The 16,040-nt window shown below is 30.9% G+C and carries 15 protein-coding genes; 8 read left to right on the top strand and 7 right to left on the bottom strand.

Features of this window, described 5'->3' with window-relative positions; genetic code table 11:
- Positions 1–32: 32 nt before the first annotated feature.
- The gene (locus H2684_RS01035) at positions 33–1,259 is read right to left on the bottom strand and encodes a D-alanyl-D-alanine carboxypeptidase family protein (RefSeq protein WP_182087497.1); all 1,227 of its coding nucleotides are present in this window, start codon (positions 1,257–1,259) and stop codon (positions 33–35) included.
- Between the two features lie 167 nt (positions 1,260–1,426).
- Between H2684_RS01035 and H2684_RS01030 the strand changes: the two genes are divergently transcribed.
- On the top strand, positions 1,427–2,092 hold the full coding sequence (locus H2684_RS01030) for a helix-hairpin-helix domain-containing protein (RefSeq protein ID WP_182087496.1): 666 nt from the start codon (positions 1,427–1,429) through the stop codon (positions 2,090–2,092).
- A gap of 94 nt (positions 2,093–2,186) precedes the next feature.
- On the opposite strand, the gene H2684_RS01025 is transcribed toward H2684_RS01030, so the two are convergent.
- Entirely contained in the window at positions 2,187–3,545 is a 1,359-nt protein-coding gene (locus H2684_RS01025; RefSeq protein ID WP_182087495.1) for a sodium:alanine symporter family protein, read from the bottom strand.
- Positions 3,546–3,825: 280 nt separating this feature from the next.
- On the opposite strand from H2684_RS01025, the gene H2684_RS01020 reads away from it, so the two are divergent.
- The 7 genes from H2684_RS01020 (at position 3,826) to H2684_RS00990 (ending at position 9,848) form a co-directional block, all read left to right on the top strand.
- Entirely contained in the window at positions 3,826–4,257 is a 432-nt protein-coding gene (locus H2684_RS01020) for an Lrp/AsnC family transcriptional regulator (RefSeq protein WP_182087494.1), read from the top strand.
- A 285-nt stretch (positions 4,258–4,542) separates the two neighbouring features.
- Positions 4,543–5,391, top strand: a complete 849-nt coding sequence (locus H2684_RS01015) for a D-amino acid aminotransferase (protein WP_182087493.1) — start codon at positions 4,543–4,545, stop codon at positions 5,389–5,391.
- A gap of 11 nt (positions 5,392–5,402) precedes the next feature.
- Positions 5,403–6,515 carry a DUF4392 domain-containing protein gene (locus H2684_RS01010; protein ID WP_182087492.1) on the top strand — a complete coding sequence of 371 codons (1,113 nt, stop codon included), beginning with the start codon at positions 5,403–5,405 and terminating at the stop codon, positions 6,513–6,515.
- A 13-nt stretch (positions 6,516–6,528) separates the two neighbouring features.
- Positions 6,529–7,314 (top strand): putative hydro-lyase, encoded by a 786-nt coding sequence (locus H2684_RS01005; RefSeq protein ID WP_182087491.1) that lies wholly within the window; start codon positions 6,529–6,531, stop codon positions 7,312–7,314.
- A 9-nt stretch (positions 7,315–7,323) separates the two neighbouring features.
- Positions 7,324–8,079, top strand: coding sequence for a 5-oxoprolinase subunit PxpA (locus tag H2684_RS01000; protein ID WP_182087490.1), 756 nt, complete (start codon positions 7,324–7,326; stop codon positions 8,077–8,079).
- Positions 8,080–8,142: 63 nt separating this feature from the next.
- Positions 8,143–8,850, top strand: coding sequence for a 5-oxoprolinase subunit PxpB (gene pxpB / locus H2684_RS00995; RefSeq protein WP_182087489.1), 708 nt, complete (start codon positions 8,143–8,145; stop codon positions 8,848–8,850).
- Positions 8,847–9,848, top strand: a complete 1,002-nt coding sequence (locus H2684_RS00990; protein ID WP_182087488.1) for a biotin-dependent carboxyltransferase family protein — start codon at positions 8,847–8,849, stop codon at positions 9,846–9,848. Before pxpB ends, H2684_RS00990 begins: the two co-directional genes overlap by 4 nt.
- Before the next feature lie 84 nt (positions 9,849–9,932).
- Here H2684_RS00990 and H2684_RS00985 read toward each other — a convergent pair whose 3' ends face one another.
- The 5 genes from H2684_RS00985 to H2684_RS00965 all read right to left on the bottom strand — a co-directional run bounded on the left by H2684_RS00985 (position 9,933) and on the right by H2684_RS00965 (position 15,510).
- Positions 9,933–11,573: a peptide ABC transporter substrate-binding protein gene (locus tag H2684_RS00985; RefSeq protein ID WP_182087487.1), complete on the bottom strand. Its 1,641-nt coding sequence runs from the start codon at positions 11,571–11,573 to the stop codon at positions 9,933–9,935.
- Positions 11,574–11,654: 81 nt separating this feature from the next.
- A complete protein-coding gene (locus tag H2684_RS00980; protein WP_182087486.1) occupies positions 11,655–12,638 on the bottom strand; it encodes an ABC transporter ATP-binding protein in 984 nt (327 codons plus the stop codon).
- Complete coding sequence (locus tag H2684_RS00975) at positions 12,625–13,647, bottom strand: ABC transporter ATP-binding protein (protein ID WP_182087485.1); 1,023 nt, start codon at positions 13,645–13,647, stop codon at positions 12,625–12,627. The genes H2684_RS00980 and H2684_RS00975 overlap by 14 nt, the downstream gene beginning before the upstream one ends.
- A 15-nt stretch (positions 13,648–13,662) precedes the next feature.
- On the bottom strand, positions 13,663–14,577 hold the full coding sequence (locus H2684_RS00970; protein ID WP_182087484.1) for an ABC transporter permease: 915 nt from the start codon (positions 14,575–14,577) through the stop codon (positions 13,663–13,665).
- 12 nt (positions 14,578–14,589) lie between these two features.
- Complete coding sequence (locus H2684_RS00965; RefSeq protein ID WP_182087483.1) at positions 14,590–15,510, bottom strand: ABC transporter permease; 921 nt, start codon at positions 15,508–15,510, stop codon at positions 14,590–14,592.
- Positions 15,511–16,040 lie beyond the last annotated feature (530 nt).

Genomic DNA, 16,040 nt, shown 5'->3' with positions numbered 1-16,040 from the left:
TCAACTTATTTTTTATGTTTAGATACTATTATTTATGCTGAAACTCGTTTTTTTATAACAAATACTGCAGCTGTTGCTACTAGTATGAATAAACAGAATAGCATAGGAGTGTATTGTGGATCTATATGTAGCATTTCAACTAAACGAGTGGTAAATAGAGTCCTCGGACTGTAATCTGTTCCACTTATAAGTTCAAGTTTTCCAAGAGATTTACCATCTACTAGTATAGTGGCCTGTTCTACAGTATCACCTTTTTTAAATGATTTCAAGCTTAAATTTGTTTTCTTTAGAGATAGTGTAGGTATTGAATTACTGTCTACTTTTTTTGTGTAATAGAAGTCAGATGCAGCTATTAGTGGAATAGATAAATTGTCTTTTGTATATGTAGTTACAATATCTCCTTTTGAATACAGTTTTTCTAATTTAAAATTGTTGAAACCATAATTAAATAGTGCTATTGAGTCAGGAAAAAATGTCTTCTTCTTATCGTGAACTAGAGCTACTATTAATTTGTGACCATCTCGAGTTGCAGTTGCTACATATGAGTGAAATGATTGGATAGTGTAGCCTGTTTTTCCACCAATGGCGTCTTTATAGTAATAGGTGGAGTTTTTTTGTACTAGTCTGTTTTCATTCCATACAGTTCGAGTTTCTTTTGATTTATTTGTTGGTGATATTTTATAATATAGCGTAGTAGCTATCTTAGAATATTCCGGATTCTCGGATAGTTTCTTCATTATAAGTGCAAGATCATTAGCGGATGTCTTGTGATTATTATCAAAAAGACCACTTGGATTTACAAAATTGGTGTGAGTAGCCCCAAGTTCCTTTGCACGTTTATTCATCATATTTGCAAAATTATCAATAGAACCGCCTATATATTCAGCAAGAGCTTCTGCACAGTCATTGTCTGAGGCCAGGAGCATTGCATATAGCAAATCTATTACTTTTATCTTTTCACCTTCTATTAAACCAAGTCTAGTTCCGTCTACTTTGGGAGGATTTTCACCAACGGTAACATAATTATTTAAATTGGCATTTTCAAATACCAAAAGTGCAGTCATTATTTTAGTAGTTGATGCTGGAGGATAAGCAGAATCAGGATTTTTAGAAAATAGAATTTCACCTGTATTTGCATCTAATAGTATAGCACTGTCAGCTGATACTGAAGGTGGAGTATTTTCTGCATGAACTTCAATTGGATTTATAATCACTCCTATAAATAAAGTCAGTATGATATATGTAAATATTTTTTTCATAATTTCCTCCTTTACAATACTTATAACATTATATCAAAAAAGTATATTATTCGCGATATAATTTTTGTATATTGTCAATAATATAAATAATGGATACAAATATATATTTTAATTCAAAATAATGTAAATTGCAAATTTAGCATATTTTTTATCTGGAGGGAAACTTTATGAGTATAATAGATAAAGTTTATGTATGGATTGAAAAAAACAAAAATTCAAAGTATAAAAAGAAGATTATAGGTTCTTTAGTTATTATTATTTTATTTACAATATTTCTTATAATAGGGTACATTAATTCAAGGCCTATTAATATATCTAATAGTAGTGATATTTTTAATGAAAAATATGAAGATAGTGAGAATAAAGATGCTCAAGGAGGACTTAAAAGCAATTCTGAAAGTATAAGTGTATATATAAATGGCGAGGTTGAAAAGCCTGGAGTATATAAATTGAAGAATGACAGTAGAATAGAAGATCTGATAAAAGTTTCAGGAGGATTTAAAGATGATGCAGATACTTATAAAATAAACCTTGCTAAAAAATTAAAGGATGAAGATTATATATATGTAGATAAAATACAAAATGTGGATCAATCTCAGAAAACAGCTGCTTATTCTGAATCTGGAGTAAATGAAGATGGTACGGTAAATATAAATACTGCTTCAAAAGAAGAATTAAAGAGCATACCAGGAGTAGGAGATGTGACAGCACAGAAGATAATAGATTATAGAGAAGAAAATGGAGGTTTTTCATCAGTAGAAGATATAAAAAATGTAGACAGAATAGGAGATAAGACATTTGAAAAGATGAAAAGCAAAATAGATGTGAGATAGTTTGCTTATATATGATATAAAAAGAGATATGAAAAATATCATATCTCTTTTTGTAAAAATTAGTGCAGTTATGTTTTTAATACAATGTATATTATTAGGAGATTTTTTCTTCTGAAGGTAAATCAGGATTATTTACATATTTTTTAGTTTCAGATGCAATAACTCCGCTGAGAAGGAACATTGCTATAATATTTGGAATTGCCATCATTGCATTCAATATATCTGCAATTGTCCATACTACATTTAGGCTTATAATAGATCCTAATAACGCAACTATTACCCAAAGAACTCTGTAAGGCTTAATAATTTTTTTACCAAATAGATATTCTGCAGCTCTTTCTCCATAGTAAGACCAACCAAGTGCTGTAGAAAGTGCAAATACAGACAGTGCGATTGCTATTATTGATGATCCAACAACTGGAATTTGATTCCAAGCTGCACTTGTAAGAAGTGAAGAACTGTCTGTGCCAATTGCAGGATTCTTAATTACACTACTTGTAATTACAAGACCAGTTATAAGACATATTACAACTGTATCCCAGAAAGGACCTGTCATTGATACAAGAGCTTGTCTTACAGGATTTCTAGTTTTTGCAGCTGCAGCTACAATAGGAGCTGATCCAAGACCTGCTTCATTTGAAAAAAGACCTCTTGCTGCTCCAAATCTGCAAGCGACTGCAACAGTAGAACCTATAAAACCACCACCAGCTGCATGAGGTGTAAAGGCTGATTTAACTATAAGTACAATTGATTGTCCAAGAACATCTGCATTCATTATTAAAATAATTGCACAACCTATTATATAGAATACAGCCATAAATGGTACTAATTTTTCGCATACTCTAGCAATTGATTTTATTCCACCTATAATGACTATTCCGATAAATGCACAAACTACTATTCCAGTAATCCAAGTAGGTACTCCAAAGCTATCATTTAAAGTTGAAGCGATAGCATTTGTTTGAGTAGAGCATCCTATTCCAAAACCTGCAAGTGCAGTAAAGATAGCGAAAATTACTCCAAGCCATTTCATATTAAGTCCTCTTTCAAGGGCATACATAGCTCCTCCAAGCATAGTTCCATTTTTTGTTCTAACCCTGTACTTTACAGATATAAGAGCTTCGGCATATTTTGTTGCTATACCTAATACTCCTGTTAACCACATCCATAGAACTGCGCCAGGACCTCCAAGAGTAATTGCTGTTGAAACACCAATTATATTACCAGTACCTATTGTAGCTGCAAGTGCAGTTGTAAGAGCTGCAAATTGTGATACATCTCCATTACTGTCTGGATTTTTTGTAACTGACAGCTTAATTCCTGTAAAAATTTTTCTTTGAATAATTCCTGTTTTAAAAGTAAAGAAAATATGTGTTCCAAAAAGTATAACGATCATCGGTAATCCCCACATTATGCTGTCAATACTGTTCAGAACATTAATTAAACCTTCCATAAAGAGCACCTCTTTCTATAAAATTAATATTAAAATGATAAAAAATATAGGGATAAATTAAATATATTGATAATATTGTACCAAATAAATTACAACTTTTCAATAATCCACAGGAAATAAATTTGTAATAGATTATTTGATTATTAAATATCCTTAGTGAAAGTAAAGTGATTTTTTTTAGATATATATGATAAAATAAATGCAAGAAGATAGTTGTTTCCATAGATAAAATTGGAAAAAAGACAGTATATAAAAATAAGATAATATTTGGAGTGATATCATGGATTATATAGATTATAAAATATTGAAGTATTTAAAGTTAAATGCTAGAATTAAGGCTTCAGAAATAAGTAGGCAAATTCATATGTCAGTTTCAGCTGTTCTTGAACGAATCAGAAAAATGGAAGCAAATGGTATAATAAAAAATTATACTATAGTATTGGATGAAAATAAAATTGGAAATACTACAAGTGCTTTAATGGAAGTTAGCTTAGATCATCCAAAATTTTATGAGTCATTTAGTAATGCTGTTAAAAATAATAACAATATAAGTTTTTGTTATTATGTAACAGGTGATTTTGATTTTATTTTAAAGATAATTTGCAAGTCACCTAAAGAGCTTGAGGAAATTCATTATAAAATTAAAAATATTAAAGGAGTATCTAAAACAAAAACTTATTGCATTTTAAATAATATTAAATATGATAATTAATTATCTAAAATAGAATTTAATTACTAAATAAAATGTCAATATTTTATCAAACTAAAAATTACAATATATATAAAAAAAAGCGAAAAAATTTTGCTTATACCAGAATAAAGAATAAAATGTACATAAGTTAATAAAAAATATTGCAAAAAAGTATTTAGTAATATACTATGTATAATATACTATGTAATTATAATAAAGTGCTAAAAAATATCTATACATTTAACTAAAATACTAAAAATAAATATATAAATTTATTAATTCGTTAATAAATAGGAGGGAACATAAATGAAAAATTTAGGATATTATAATGGTAAATATGATTTAATTGAAAATATGCAGATACCTATGAATGACCGTGTATGTTACTTTGGTGATGGAGTTTATGATGCAACTTACAGCAGAAATCATGTTATATTTGCATTAGATGAGCATATTGATCGTTTTTTTAATAGTGCAGGTTTGTTGAAAATTAAAATTCCATATACAAAATCAGAGTTAAAGGAATTATTAAAAGATATGGTAAAAAAAGTTGATGATGGAGAACAGTTTGTATATTGGCAAGTTACAAGAGGAACAGGAATGAGAAATCACATTTTCCCTGATAATAATGTTAAGGCTAATATATGGATTATGCTAAAACCAATGAAGATAAAAGATATGTCACAGAAATTGAAACTTATAACTGTAGAAGATACTAGATTTTTACACTGCAATATAAAAACTTTAAATTTACTTCCAAGTGTAATGGCTGCACAAAAAGCTAATGAAGCAGGATGTGAAGAAGCTGTATTTCATAGAGGTAACAGAGTAACTGAATGTGCACACAGTAACGTATCTATTATAAAAGATGGTATATTTAAAACAGCACCTGCTGACAACTTGATTCTTCCAGGTATAGCAAGGGCACATATTATAAAAATGTGTAAGAGGTTTAATATACCTGTAGATGAAACTGCTTTTACACTAGATGAACTTATGGATGCAGATGAGGTTATAGTTACAAGTTCTGGTCAATTTTGTATGGCTGCCAGTGAGATTGATGGTAAGCCTGTAGGGGGAAAGGCTCCAGAAATAGTTAAAAAATTACAAGATGCGCTACTTGAAGAATTTTTGGAAGAAACAAAAGCAGAATAGGGGGCTGTCTTATGAATCAAGAAGAATTGACTGTATTAAATATAGGAGAAAATTTGGACAATCTAATGAATTTAGACCCAAGAGGATATGGGGTATGTAGAATTTTATATAGTGCAGCAAGAGAATATACTAAAGAACCTTTGACAATGAATAGTGCAAAAAAACTAGTTAGAACATTAAAAGAAGGGGATTTAGTTTATATAATGACAGGATTTGTTTTGCTTCCATTTAAAAAAGCTGAAATGGATGGAATTGTTAGTACAATGCTTTTGGCAAGAGCTTTAGTAAAAGGATTCAATGTAAAACCTGTAATAGTATGCCCTAAAGATAATATAAAGGCAGTTGAAAATTTAGCTTATTCAGTTGGACTTCACTATTATGATAATATAGATGAGTTGAAAGAATATCCATTGTCAATAGCAGCTATACCTTTTACAAAGGATAAAAAAGAAGCCAGTAAACAAGCAGATGAGATTATTGCTAAAGGATTGCCTAGTGCAGTTATAAGCATAGAGTGTCCTGGAGCAAACTCTAAAGGAGTTTATCATAATGCTACTGGACTAGATGTAACTGAAATAGAGGCAAAGGCTGATATTTTATTTACTAAGTTAAAGGAAAAGGGAGTACTTAACATAGCAATAGGGGATCTTGGAAATGAACTTGGCATGGGAACTATAAAAGATCATCTTAAAAAATATGTACCATATGCAGCACAAGGAAGCTGTAGATGTGGATGTAATGGAGGAATAATAGCAAGTGTAAAAGCTGATAACATAATAACTGCAACTGTATCAGATTGGGGATGTTATGGCCTTATAGCTGCAATGGCATATTTAAAGAAAGATTTAAATATAATGCACACAAAAGAAATGGAAAAGGATGCAATGATAACTGCATCTAGAAGCGGAATGATAGATATGTATGGTGATTTAATTCCAGCTATTGATGGATGTGGATTAACAATGAATACTTCGATAGTAAACCTTATGAGAGAGTGTGTAGAATCTGCAATCAAACTTAAAAAAACTTGTGCTACATGGTTTGAAAAAGTAATTGAACTTGGATTTTATGATGATAATAAATTGCCAAAACATGAAAATAAAAAATTGAAAAGAATAATTTAGAGGTGTATGAAATATGGATTATTCAAAGATGAAACCTTATGATGTACGGAATCTAATTCGTAAAGAGGAAATTGTAACCCCAACGGCAGGAATGTGTGAAGGATATGCACAGGCTAATTTAGTTATTTTACCTAAGGAACTTGCCTATGATTTTCTGCTTTTTACACAGAGAAATCCAAAATCATGTCCAATACTTGAAGTAGGTGATGTTGGAGATAAAAAGCTCAAATACTTGGGAAAAGATATTGATATTACAACAGATATACCTAAATATAGAGTATATGAATATGGAATCTTAACAGGTGAATATACAAATATAAAAGATATGTGGAGAGATGATTTTGTAAGTTTCTTAATTGGATGTAGCTTTTCTTTTGAGTCAAGTCTTATTGATGCTGGTATAGCTGTAAGACATATTGAAGAAAAATGTAATGTCCCTATGTTTATTACAAATATTGACTGTACTCCAGCAGGAATATTTAATGGAAAAATGGTTGTAAGTATGAGACCTATTCCCTATGATCAGGTAGTAAAATCTGTTTTGGTAACAGGAGAGATGCCTAAGGTACATGGGGCTCCAATTCATATAGGAGATCCTTCAGTTATAGGGATAAAAGACATAGAAAAGCCCGATTTTGGAGATGCAGTTACTATAAAAGAAGGTGAAGTGCCTGTATTTTGGCCTTGTGGTGTTACACCTCAGTCAGTAGTAATGAATGTAAAGCCAAAGATAGTTATCACTCATTCCCCAGGACATATGCTTATAACAGATATAAAAAATGTAGACCTTAAGTATTAAGGAGGTATTATGTATAAGGTAGATTTAAATTGTGATTTAGGAGAAAGCTATGGGCACTATAAAATTGGTTTAGATGAAGAAGTAATTCAATATATATCATCTGCAAATATAGCATGTGGCTTTCATGCATCTGACCCTGTAGTCATGAATAATACAGTGGAGCTTTCGAAAAAATATAATGTTTCTGTAGGAGCACATCCAGGATTGCCTGATTTAGTAGGGTTTGGAAGAAGAAAAATGGATATTTCCTGTAAAGAAGCAAAGTTTATTGTACAATATCAAATTGGGGCATTAAATTCTTTTTGTGTAGCTAAAGGTATAAAAATGAATCATGTGAAACCTCATGGAGCGCTTTATAACATGGCAGCTAAAGATATTGATTTAGCACTAGCTATTTGTGAAGGTATATATGAAATTGATTCGAATCTAACTTTACTTGCATTAAGTGGCAGTAAAATGATTGATGCAGCAAAAATGATTGGTTTAAAAGTGGCAAGTGAGGTTTTTGCAGATAGAGCATATAATGATGATGGTTCTTTGGTTAAAAGGGGTAAGCCTGGAGCAGTTATTGAAGATGAAGAGTTGGCAATTGAGAGAGTAATTAGAATGATTAGAGAAAATAAAGTGAAAACTATAAATGGAATAGATATTCCAATTAAAGCGGATTCCATATGTGTCCATGGAGATGGGGTAAAGGCATTGGAATTTGTGAAGAAAATAAATAAGACTTTTAAAGAGGAAAATATAGAAATATCAGCATTATAAATGCATTATAAATATAGAAGGTATGAATAATTACAAGAAAGATTTTAATAGCAGGTGATAAATATGGTACAAAATGAATTCAATATTTTTCAGGCAAATGAAACTGCGGCTCTTTTGCAGTTTGAAAATAAAATTGATGAAAGTATAAATAAAAAAGTAAGAATATTTTGCGAATATCTTGAAGAAAATCCATTTGATTGGTTGATAGAGTATGTACCATACTTTTCAAGTGTTTCTGTAATTTATGATCCTTTAAAAATAAAAAGTAGCGAGCCATTTAAAGAAGTAAAATCAGTATTAGAGGATATACTTTCAAGGCTTGATTTTTCTTGTGATTATGATCAAAAAGTAGTTGAAATTCCAGTTTGCTACGGTGGGGAATTTGGTCCGGATATAGAATATGTAGCACATGTTAATAATCTTACTGTAGATGAAGTAATAGAAATTCATTCTAAAGGAAGATATTTGGTTTATATGATTGGGTTTGCGCCTGGTTTTCCTTACCTTGGAGGATTGTCAGAAAAAATTTATACTCCAAGGCGCAAATCTCCACGAACTGCAATTCCTGAAGGGTCAGTTGGAATTGCAGGAAATCAGACGGGAGTTTATCCAATAGAAACTCCTGGAGGGTGGCAGATAATTGGAAATACTCCAATAAAACTGTTTGATTTTGAAAGTGAACAAAAATCTCTCTTAAAATGTGGTGATATAGTAAAATTTTATCCTATTTCACATAGCAAGTATGTAAAGTTAAAGGAGAATGTATTATGAGTGTAACTGTCTTAACTCCAGGTCTTTTAACTACAATTCAAGATTTTGGTAGATATGGCTATCAAAGATATGGAATTGTTACTAGTGGTGCCATGGATACATATTCTATGCAACTTGCTAATATTGTTGTTGGAAATGAGGAAAATGAAGGTGTACTTGAAATAACTTTAATGGGTCCGTCACTTAAAATAACAAAAGGAAGCTTGATTTCTTTAACTGGAGCCAATATTTCTCCAACAATTAATGGAAAGAAGGTTCCATTTGGAAGACCTGTTTACTTAAATGAAGATTGCATATTAAATTTTGGAAAATGTATAAGTGGATCAAGATGTTATTTAGCAATAGCTGGAGGTTTCAATATTCCAACTTTTATGGGAAGTAAGAGTACATATCTAAGAGGGAAAATAGGTGGAAAAGATGGGAGAGCTTTAAAAAAAGGTGATGTTCTTGAAACTGGGCATAAAAGTGAGATTTCCTTGAATATTATAAGGAAATTAGAGGTGCTTTACGGAGGTGGAAGTTTTACTGCTGCAAAGTGGTATGTAAAGAATTCTGTTGTAAAAAATTCAAATCCTTCAGTTGTTAGAGTTTTTGAAGATAGACAGTTTAAAAATGTAAGTGAAGAAAGTATATATGATTTTTTTAATTCTTATTTTACTGTAGATACGAAGTCAGATAGAATGGGATATAGATTAAATGGCCCCAAAATTAGATTTGAAGAAGATATAGAAATGATATCAGGAGAGGTGTCTTTTGGAACTATTCAAATTCCACCAGAAGGTAATCCAATAGTCCTTTTAGCTGATAGAGCTACAGCAGGTGGATATCCTAAAATTGCACATGTTGCTTATTGTGACATTAAGAAATTAGTTCAACTTAAGCCTTTTGATAAAGTTAAATTTGCTAAAATAACTATTAAAGAAGCTGAGAAGTTGTATATAAAAAGAAGAAAATATATAGAGAGTTTAAAAAAATTTATTAAACTAATTAGTATTTAAATTACTATCGGATTTTTAGATAAAAATAAAATAGTATGATAATAAAAAGAACTGCTCTAGATTTTAGAACAGTTCTTTTTATATTTATTCAGCTAGATAAGCATCTCTGAATATATAGAATCCAAGATTGGATATGTGAACTCCCTTAAGTTTAGGGTTCATGCATACAACTTCAGTGTAATAGTAAATTGGTATTATAGGTAAATCAGTCATAAGCTGATCTTCTGCCTGGTGCATTAAATCTGCTCTTTTAGCTACATCTGATTCTGCCTTTGCTTCAGCTATGAGTTTATCATAGTTTGCATTTGAGTAACCAGAATTGTTGTTATCATTTCCTGTTGTAAACATATCAAGGAAAGTCATAGCGTCGTCGTAGTCAGCTATCCAACCATCTCTTCCAATCATATATTCGTGATTTTGAAGTTGAGTAAGGTGAATCTTTCTTTCAACGTTTCTAAGAGTAACATTTATTCCAAGGTTCTTCTTCCACATATCTTGTACTGCCTGTGCTATGTTTTGATGTCCTTGATCTGTATTGTAGAATATTTCTAGTGAAGGGAATCCTTTGCCGTTTGGATAACCTGCTTCAGCTAAAAGTTTCTTTGCTTCAGCTACATTAGCAGTTGTAGGAAGATAATCTTTACCAGCAAATTCATTACCGTTTGAATCACTTGTTCCAGCAGGAACAAATGCAGTTGCAGGTACTTCGCCGCTTTTTGTAATCTTTTCAGTTATAGCAGTTCTATCTATAGCAAGGTTTAGAGCCTTTCTAACTCTTACATCACTTAATACTTTTGCAGCTTCAGGATTTACATTCTTGGCATTTTCAGATACATTTAAATCATAGTAGTAAGTACCTAAATATGGATAAGATTTTGCAGTTCCATTTTTAAGCAAAGTAGGAGCTTCTGTAGCAGGTGGTTTATCTATCAAATCAAGTTCTCCTGTTTTGAAAGCTGCATAGTAAGTGCTAGCATTTTCAAGAGTCTTGAATTCAATTCTATCTATTTTTACATTCTTTGCATTCCAGTAATAAGGGTTTTTTTCAAAGTTTAAACTGCTTTTTGCCTTATATTCAACCATTTTATAAGGTCCATTTGATATGAAAGTTTCAGGTTTTGTAGCCCAAGTATCAGGATTTTTCTCAACTATATCCTTTCTTACAGGATCATATGTAGGAAAAGCTGTAAGTGATAGAAAATAAGGAGTATTAGCTTCAAGAGTAGCAACTAGAGTATAGTCATCTGTTGCCTTTACGCCTACTTTATCTGCTGTAACTTTTCCTTCATTATATGCTTCACCATTTTTCAAATAGAATAACTGATATGCATATTGAGAAGCTGTTTTTGGATCAAGTGCTCTTTTCCATGCATATTCAAAGTCGTGTGCAGTAACATTTTTCCCATCAGACCATTTTGCGTCTTTTCTAAGATGGAAAGTATAAGTGAGTCCATCATCTGAGATATCCCAGCTTTTTGCAACACCAGGTACTGGCTTTTCGTCTTTGTCAATGTTTGTAAGTCCTTCAAAGGCATTTACATCAATGTGAGCACCTTCAACTGAGTTGTTTAGGCCTGGGTCTATTGTTCTAGGGTCAGCGCCAATGTTTACTTTTATGGTGCTTTTATCGCTTGTTGTTTTTGAATTTCCACAACCTGCAAACAAAGATCCTACAACTGTAAGTGACATTACAAGTGCAAGAGTTTTAATTTTGCTTTTTAACATAATAGTCCTCCTTTAAAATTTAAAATTTAATATATATTTATATTTACAAGTGTAAATATTTATATATCTTAATTTATTTAGTTAATTATTATATAGGTGACACGCTACATAATGATCTCCACCGATATCTTTTAGCTGAGGTTCTTCTTCAGAACATCTTTTTGTGGCATATTTGCATCTATCTTTAAATCTGCATCCTGGTGCAGGATCTATTGGAGATGGTGTTTCACCTTGAAGTATAATTCTATTTTGTTTAGCTGAAGCATCAGGATCTGGTATTGGAATTGCAGATAAAAGTGCTTTCGTATAAGGATGTAGTGGTTTCTTATACAATTCATTACTTCCTGCAAGTTCTACCATTTTTCCAAGATACATTACACCAATTTTAGTAGATATATGTTTTACCATTGAAAGATCATGGGCTATAAACAAATATGTAAGACCAAGCTCATCTTGTAGATCTTCAAGCATGTTTACAACTTGTGCTTGAATTGATACATCAAGAGCTGATATAGGTTCATCACACACTATAAATTGTGGTTCAACAGCAAGAGCTCTTGCAATTCCTATTCTCTGTCTTTGTCCACCTGAAAATTCATGTGGATATCTGCTGATGTGTTCCTTATTAAGACCAACTTTATTTAAGAGATATTGAATTCTCTCCTGTCTTTCTTTTCCTTTAGCTAAGTTGTGAATATCTATTGCTTCTCCAATTATATCACCAACTGTCATTCTTGCATCAAGAGATGCATATGGATCTTGGAATATCATCTGCATCTTTCGCCTATAAGGAAGCATTTTAGATGGAGAAAATTTTGAAATATCAACGCCATCGAAGATTATATTTCCACTAGTTGGTTCATACAATTTTAATATGGTTCTTCCTGTAGTAGTCTTTCCACATCCAGATTCACCAACTAGACCTAAAGTTTCACCTTTATTTATTACAAATGATACATCATCAACTGCTTTTACGTTACTAATTGTTTTGCCAAAGAATGATTTTTTAGCTGGAAAGTATTTTTTTAAGTTTTTTATTTCAATAAGTGGCTTATTGTTTTCCATCTTTTTCACCTCCTGTGTAAACTCCTTCTGGTTTTGGTGCATCTTTATGGTTTAGCCAGCAGGAAGCAAAATGATCTTTATTTACTTCAAAAGCTTCTGGCATTTTTTCTAAACAAATTTTCATTGCATATTCACATCTTGGAGCAAAAGGACATCCAACAGGTGGTTTCAAAAGATCTGGAGGAGTTCCTTCTATAGGTTTAAGTCTGGTTTTTATATCTTCTTTAGGATTTGGTATACTTCTTAAAAGTCCCCAAGTATATGGGTGCTTCGAATTATAGAATATATCTCTTGTGCTACCTCTTTCAATTATCATTCCACCATACATTACATTTATTCTTGTACATACGTCTGCAACCACACCTAAATCATGAGTTATAAGTATTATTGACATGCCCAACTTATCTTTTAAATCCTTCATAAGTTCAAGTATTTGAGCCTGTATTGTAACATCTAGAGCAGTAGTAGGTTCATCTGCAATTAAAAGCTTTGGATTACAGATAAGAGCCATAGCTATCATAGCTCTTTGGCGCATTCCACCTGAAAACTCATGTGGATATTCATCGATTCTCTTCTCTGGGCTAGGAATTCCTACTAGTTTTAACATTTCAATAACTTTTTTTCGTGATTCTTCTTTACTCATATTTTTGTGTTTTATAAGTGGTTCGGATAACTGATATCCTATTTTAAAAACTGGATTCAATGAGGTCATAGGATCTTGGAATATCATGCCAATTTCATTTCCTCGTATTTTTTCCATTTCAGCGTTGCTTAATTTTGTTAGTTCTTTATCTGAAAATTGTATACTATCTGCTTTTATTTTTCCATTGTCAGGTAGAAGCTTCATAATTGACATCATAGTTATACTTTTTCCACTTCCGGATTCACCAACTATTCCAAGAGCTTCTCCTTTATCTAGATGAAATGATACTCCTCTTACTGCTTTTACTTCACCAAGATAAGTTTGGAAAGATGTATGCAGATTCTTTATGTCAAGTAATCTATCCATTTACATATCCTCCTGTTATTTTTTCATTTTAGGATCTAGAGAATCTCTCAATCCATCACCTAGTAAATTAAATGCAAGCATAGTTAAACATATTGCCATAGATGGGAAGAAAAGTTGAAGTGGATACATTTGAAATCCATCTAAAGCTTCAGAAGCTAGTGTTCCCCAGGAAGCCATAGGTGCTGATACGCCAAGACCTATAAAACTTAAAAATGATTCTGTGAATATAGCTTCAGGTACTGATAAAGTTAAAGTTACAATTATCGGTCCCATAGAATTTGGAATAAGATGCTTTAGAAGTATTCTTGCAGATGATGCACCTAGTGTTTTTGCTGCTAGTACAAATTCCTGTTCTTTAAGGGACATTATTTGACCTCTTACTATTCTTGCCATTGTAAGCCAAAAGGCAACTGCAAGAGCGATTATTATACTTTTTAACCCAGCACCGAATATTACCATAAAAAGTATTACATAGATTGTCATAGGTACGGAATAGAGAATGTCAACTATTCTCATCATTATATTATCTACTTTTCCACCAAAATAACCTGCTATGCCTCCATATAATATTCCAATTATTATATTTAAGAAACTGGCAACATACCCTATTGTTAGAGAAATCCTTGCACCATATAATATTCTTACAAATATATCTCTACCAAATTTATCCGTTCCAAACCAGTGTTCAGAGCTTGGAGGTAGATTAGCCATATTTAAATTCTGTGTGTAATAGTTATATCGTGAAAACATTGGGCCAAATATAGCAAGTAACGTAATAAATATTACAAATATAAAACCAGCCATGGCAAATTTATTTAGTTTTAATCTTCTCCATACATCCTGCCAATAGGACATATTAGGTCTTAATATAGCTTCAGATTGTTTTTCCTCAGCAGAAACTTTTTCAAATTCACTCTTAGGTATTTCCATTTTTTAAACCTCCTATGATTCAAGTTTTATTCTTGGATCGATAATTACATATAGTATATCTACAACAAGATTACATAATATTAGGAATGCACTATAAAATATTGTTACACCGAGTATTGTAGTATAATCTCTGTTGTATATGCTTTGAACAAATTCTCTACCAAGTCCAGGTATTCCAAATATATTTTCAATTACAAAACTACCTGTGAGAATTCCTGCAAATAACGGACCTATATATGTAACTATAGGTATAAGTGAGTTCTTTAAAGCATGTTTATATATTACTTTACTTCGAGATAGTCCTTTGGCTTTTGCTACCTTTATATAGTCTTGTCTAATTACTTCAAGTAAACTTGATCTTGAAAGTCTAGCTATAAATGACATGGAATACGCACCTAGTGCAATAGCAGGAAGTACATAACTTTTTGGAGAATCAAGACCTATAGTAGGGAACCATCCAAGTTTAACTGAAAAAAAGTACATAAAAAAGGTAGCCATTACAAAGTTTGGAACAGTTACTCCCAGAGTAGATATTAGCATTGCAATATTATCCTGCCATTTTCCTTGATTTAGGGCAGCCACTATTCCCATAATTAATCCTAATATGAGTGCAAAAAGTATAGCTAATGTACCTACTTTTGCAGATGCAGGAAATGATTCTGATATTACTTGGTTTACAGTTTTTCCTTCATATCTCATAGAAGGACCTAAGTCACCATGTACTATATTGCTAAGATATGTAGAATATTGTTCACTCAAAGGCTTATCAAGCCCGAATTTTTGTTCCAAATTAGCCTTTATTTGAGGTGGAAGTTTTTTTGCATCGTCAAAAGGCCCACCAGGAATCAAGTGCATTAGGAAAAATGTTATTGTTATTACAATCCATATTGTAATAGCACTATAGACTAATCTTTTCAAAATATACTTAAGCATTTTTTAACCCCCATTGTGTGATAATTGTAAGACTTTCTGTTATGAAAGTATATAATAATTTAACTTCTATAAAATTCATAATTCAAAAAATGAATTTTATTTACTGTAGAATATAAATAATTAATTGAATATGCAAAAATATGCAAAAATTAATTCAATATATTTTTAAAATAAAATATTTATTTCAAAAAATAATAGATTGATAAGTAAACAATATTATTAAATGTACATTTTTGTAATATTATCATATAAATATTGATATGTCAATGGTTTTGGATGGTATATAAATAGAGTAATTAGTGTAAAATATTAATAGTATTGCAATATTTATATATAATAATAGTAATTTATAGTAATTTAAGTATGAATATTAATACATAAAAATGATTAAAAATTAATAGTTTTATGTTAAAATATTTTCTAAATATGACTGTATATAATTATTTATATAAAATTAGAATAAATTATAAATATATATTTCATTCATTTATTATACAATTATGATATTTTTCATTTAAATATTTTATTAT

It is taken from the genome of Clostridium sp. cel8 (genome assembly GCF_014050525.1).
Taxonomy (GTDB): Bacteria; Bacillota; Clostridia; order Clostridiales; family Clostridiaceae; genus Clostridium_B.
Note: the sequence above shows the minus strand (reverse complement) of the source record. Positions and strands in the feature narration are given on the sequence as shown.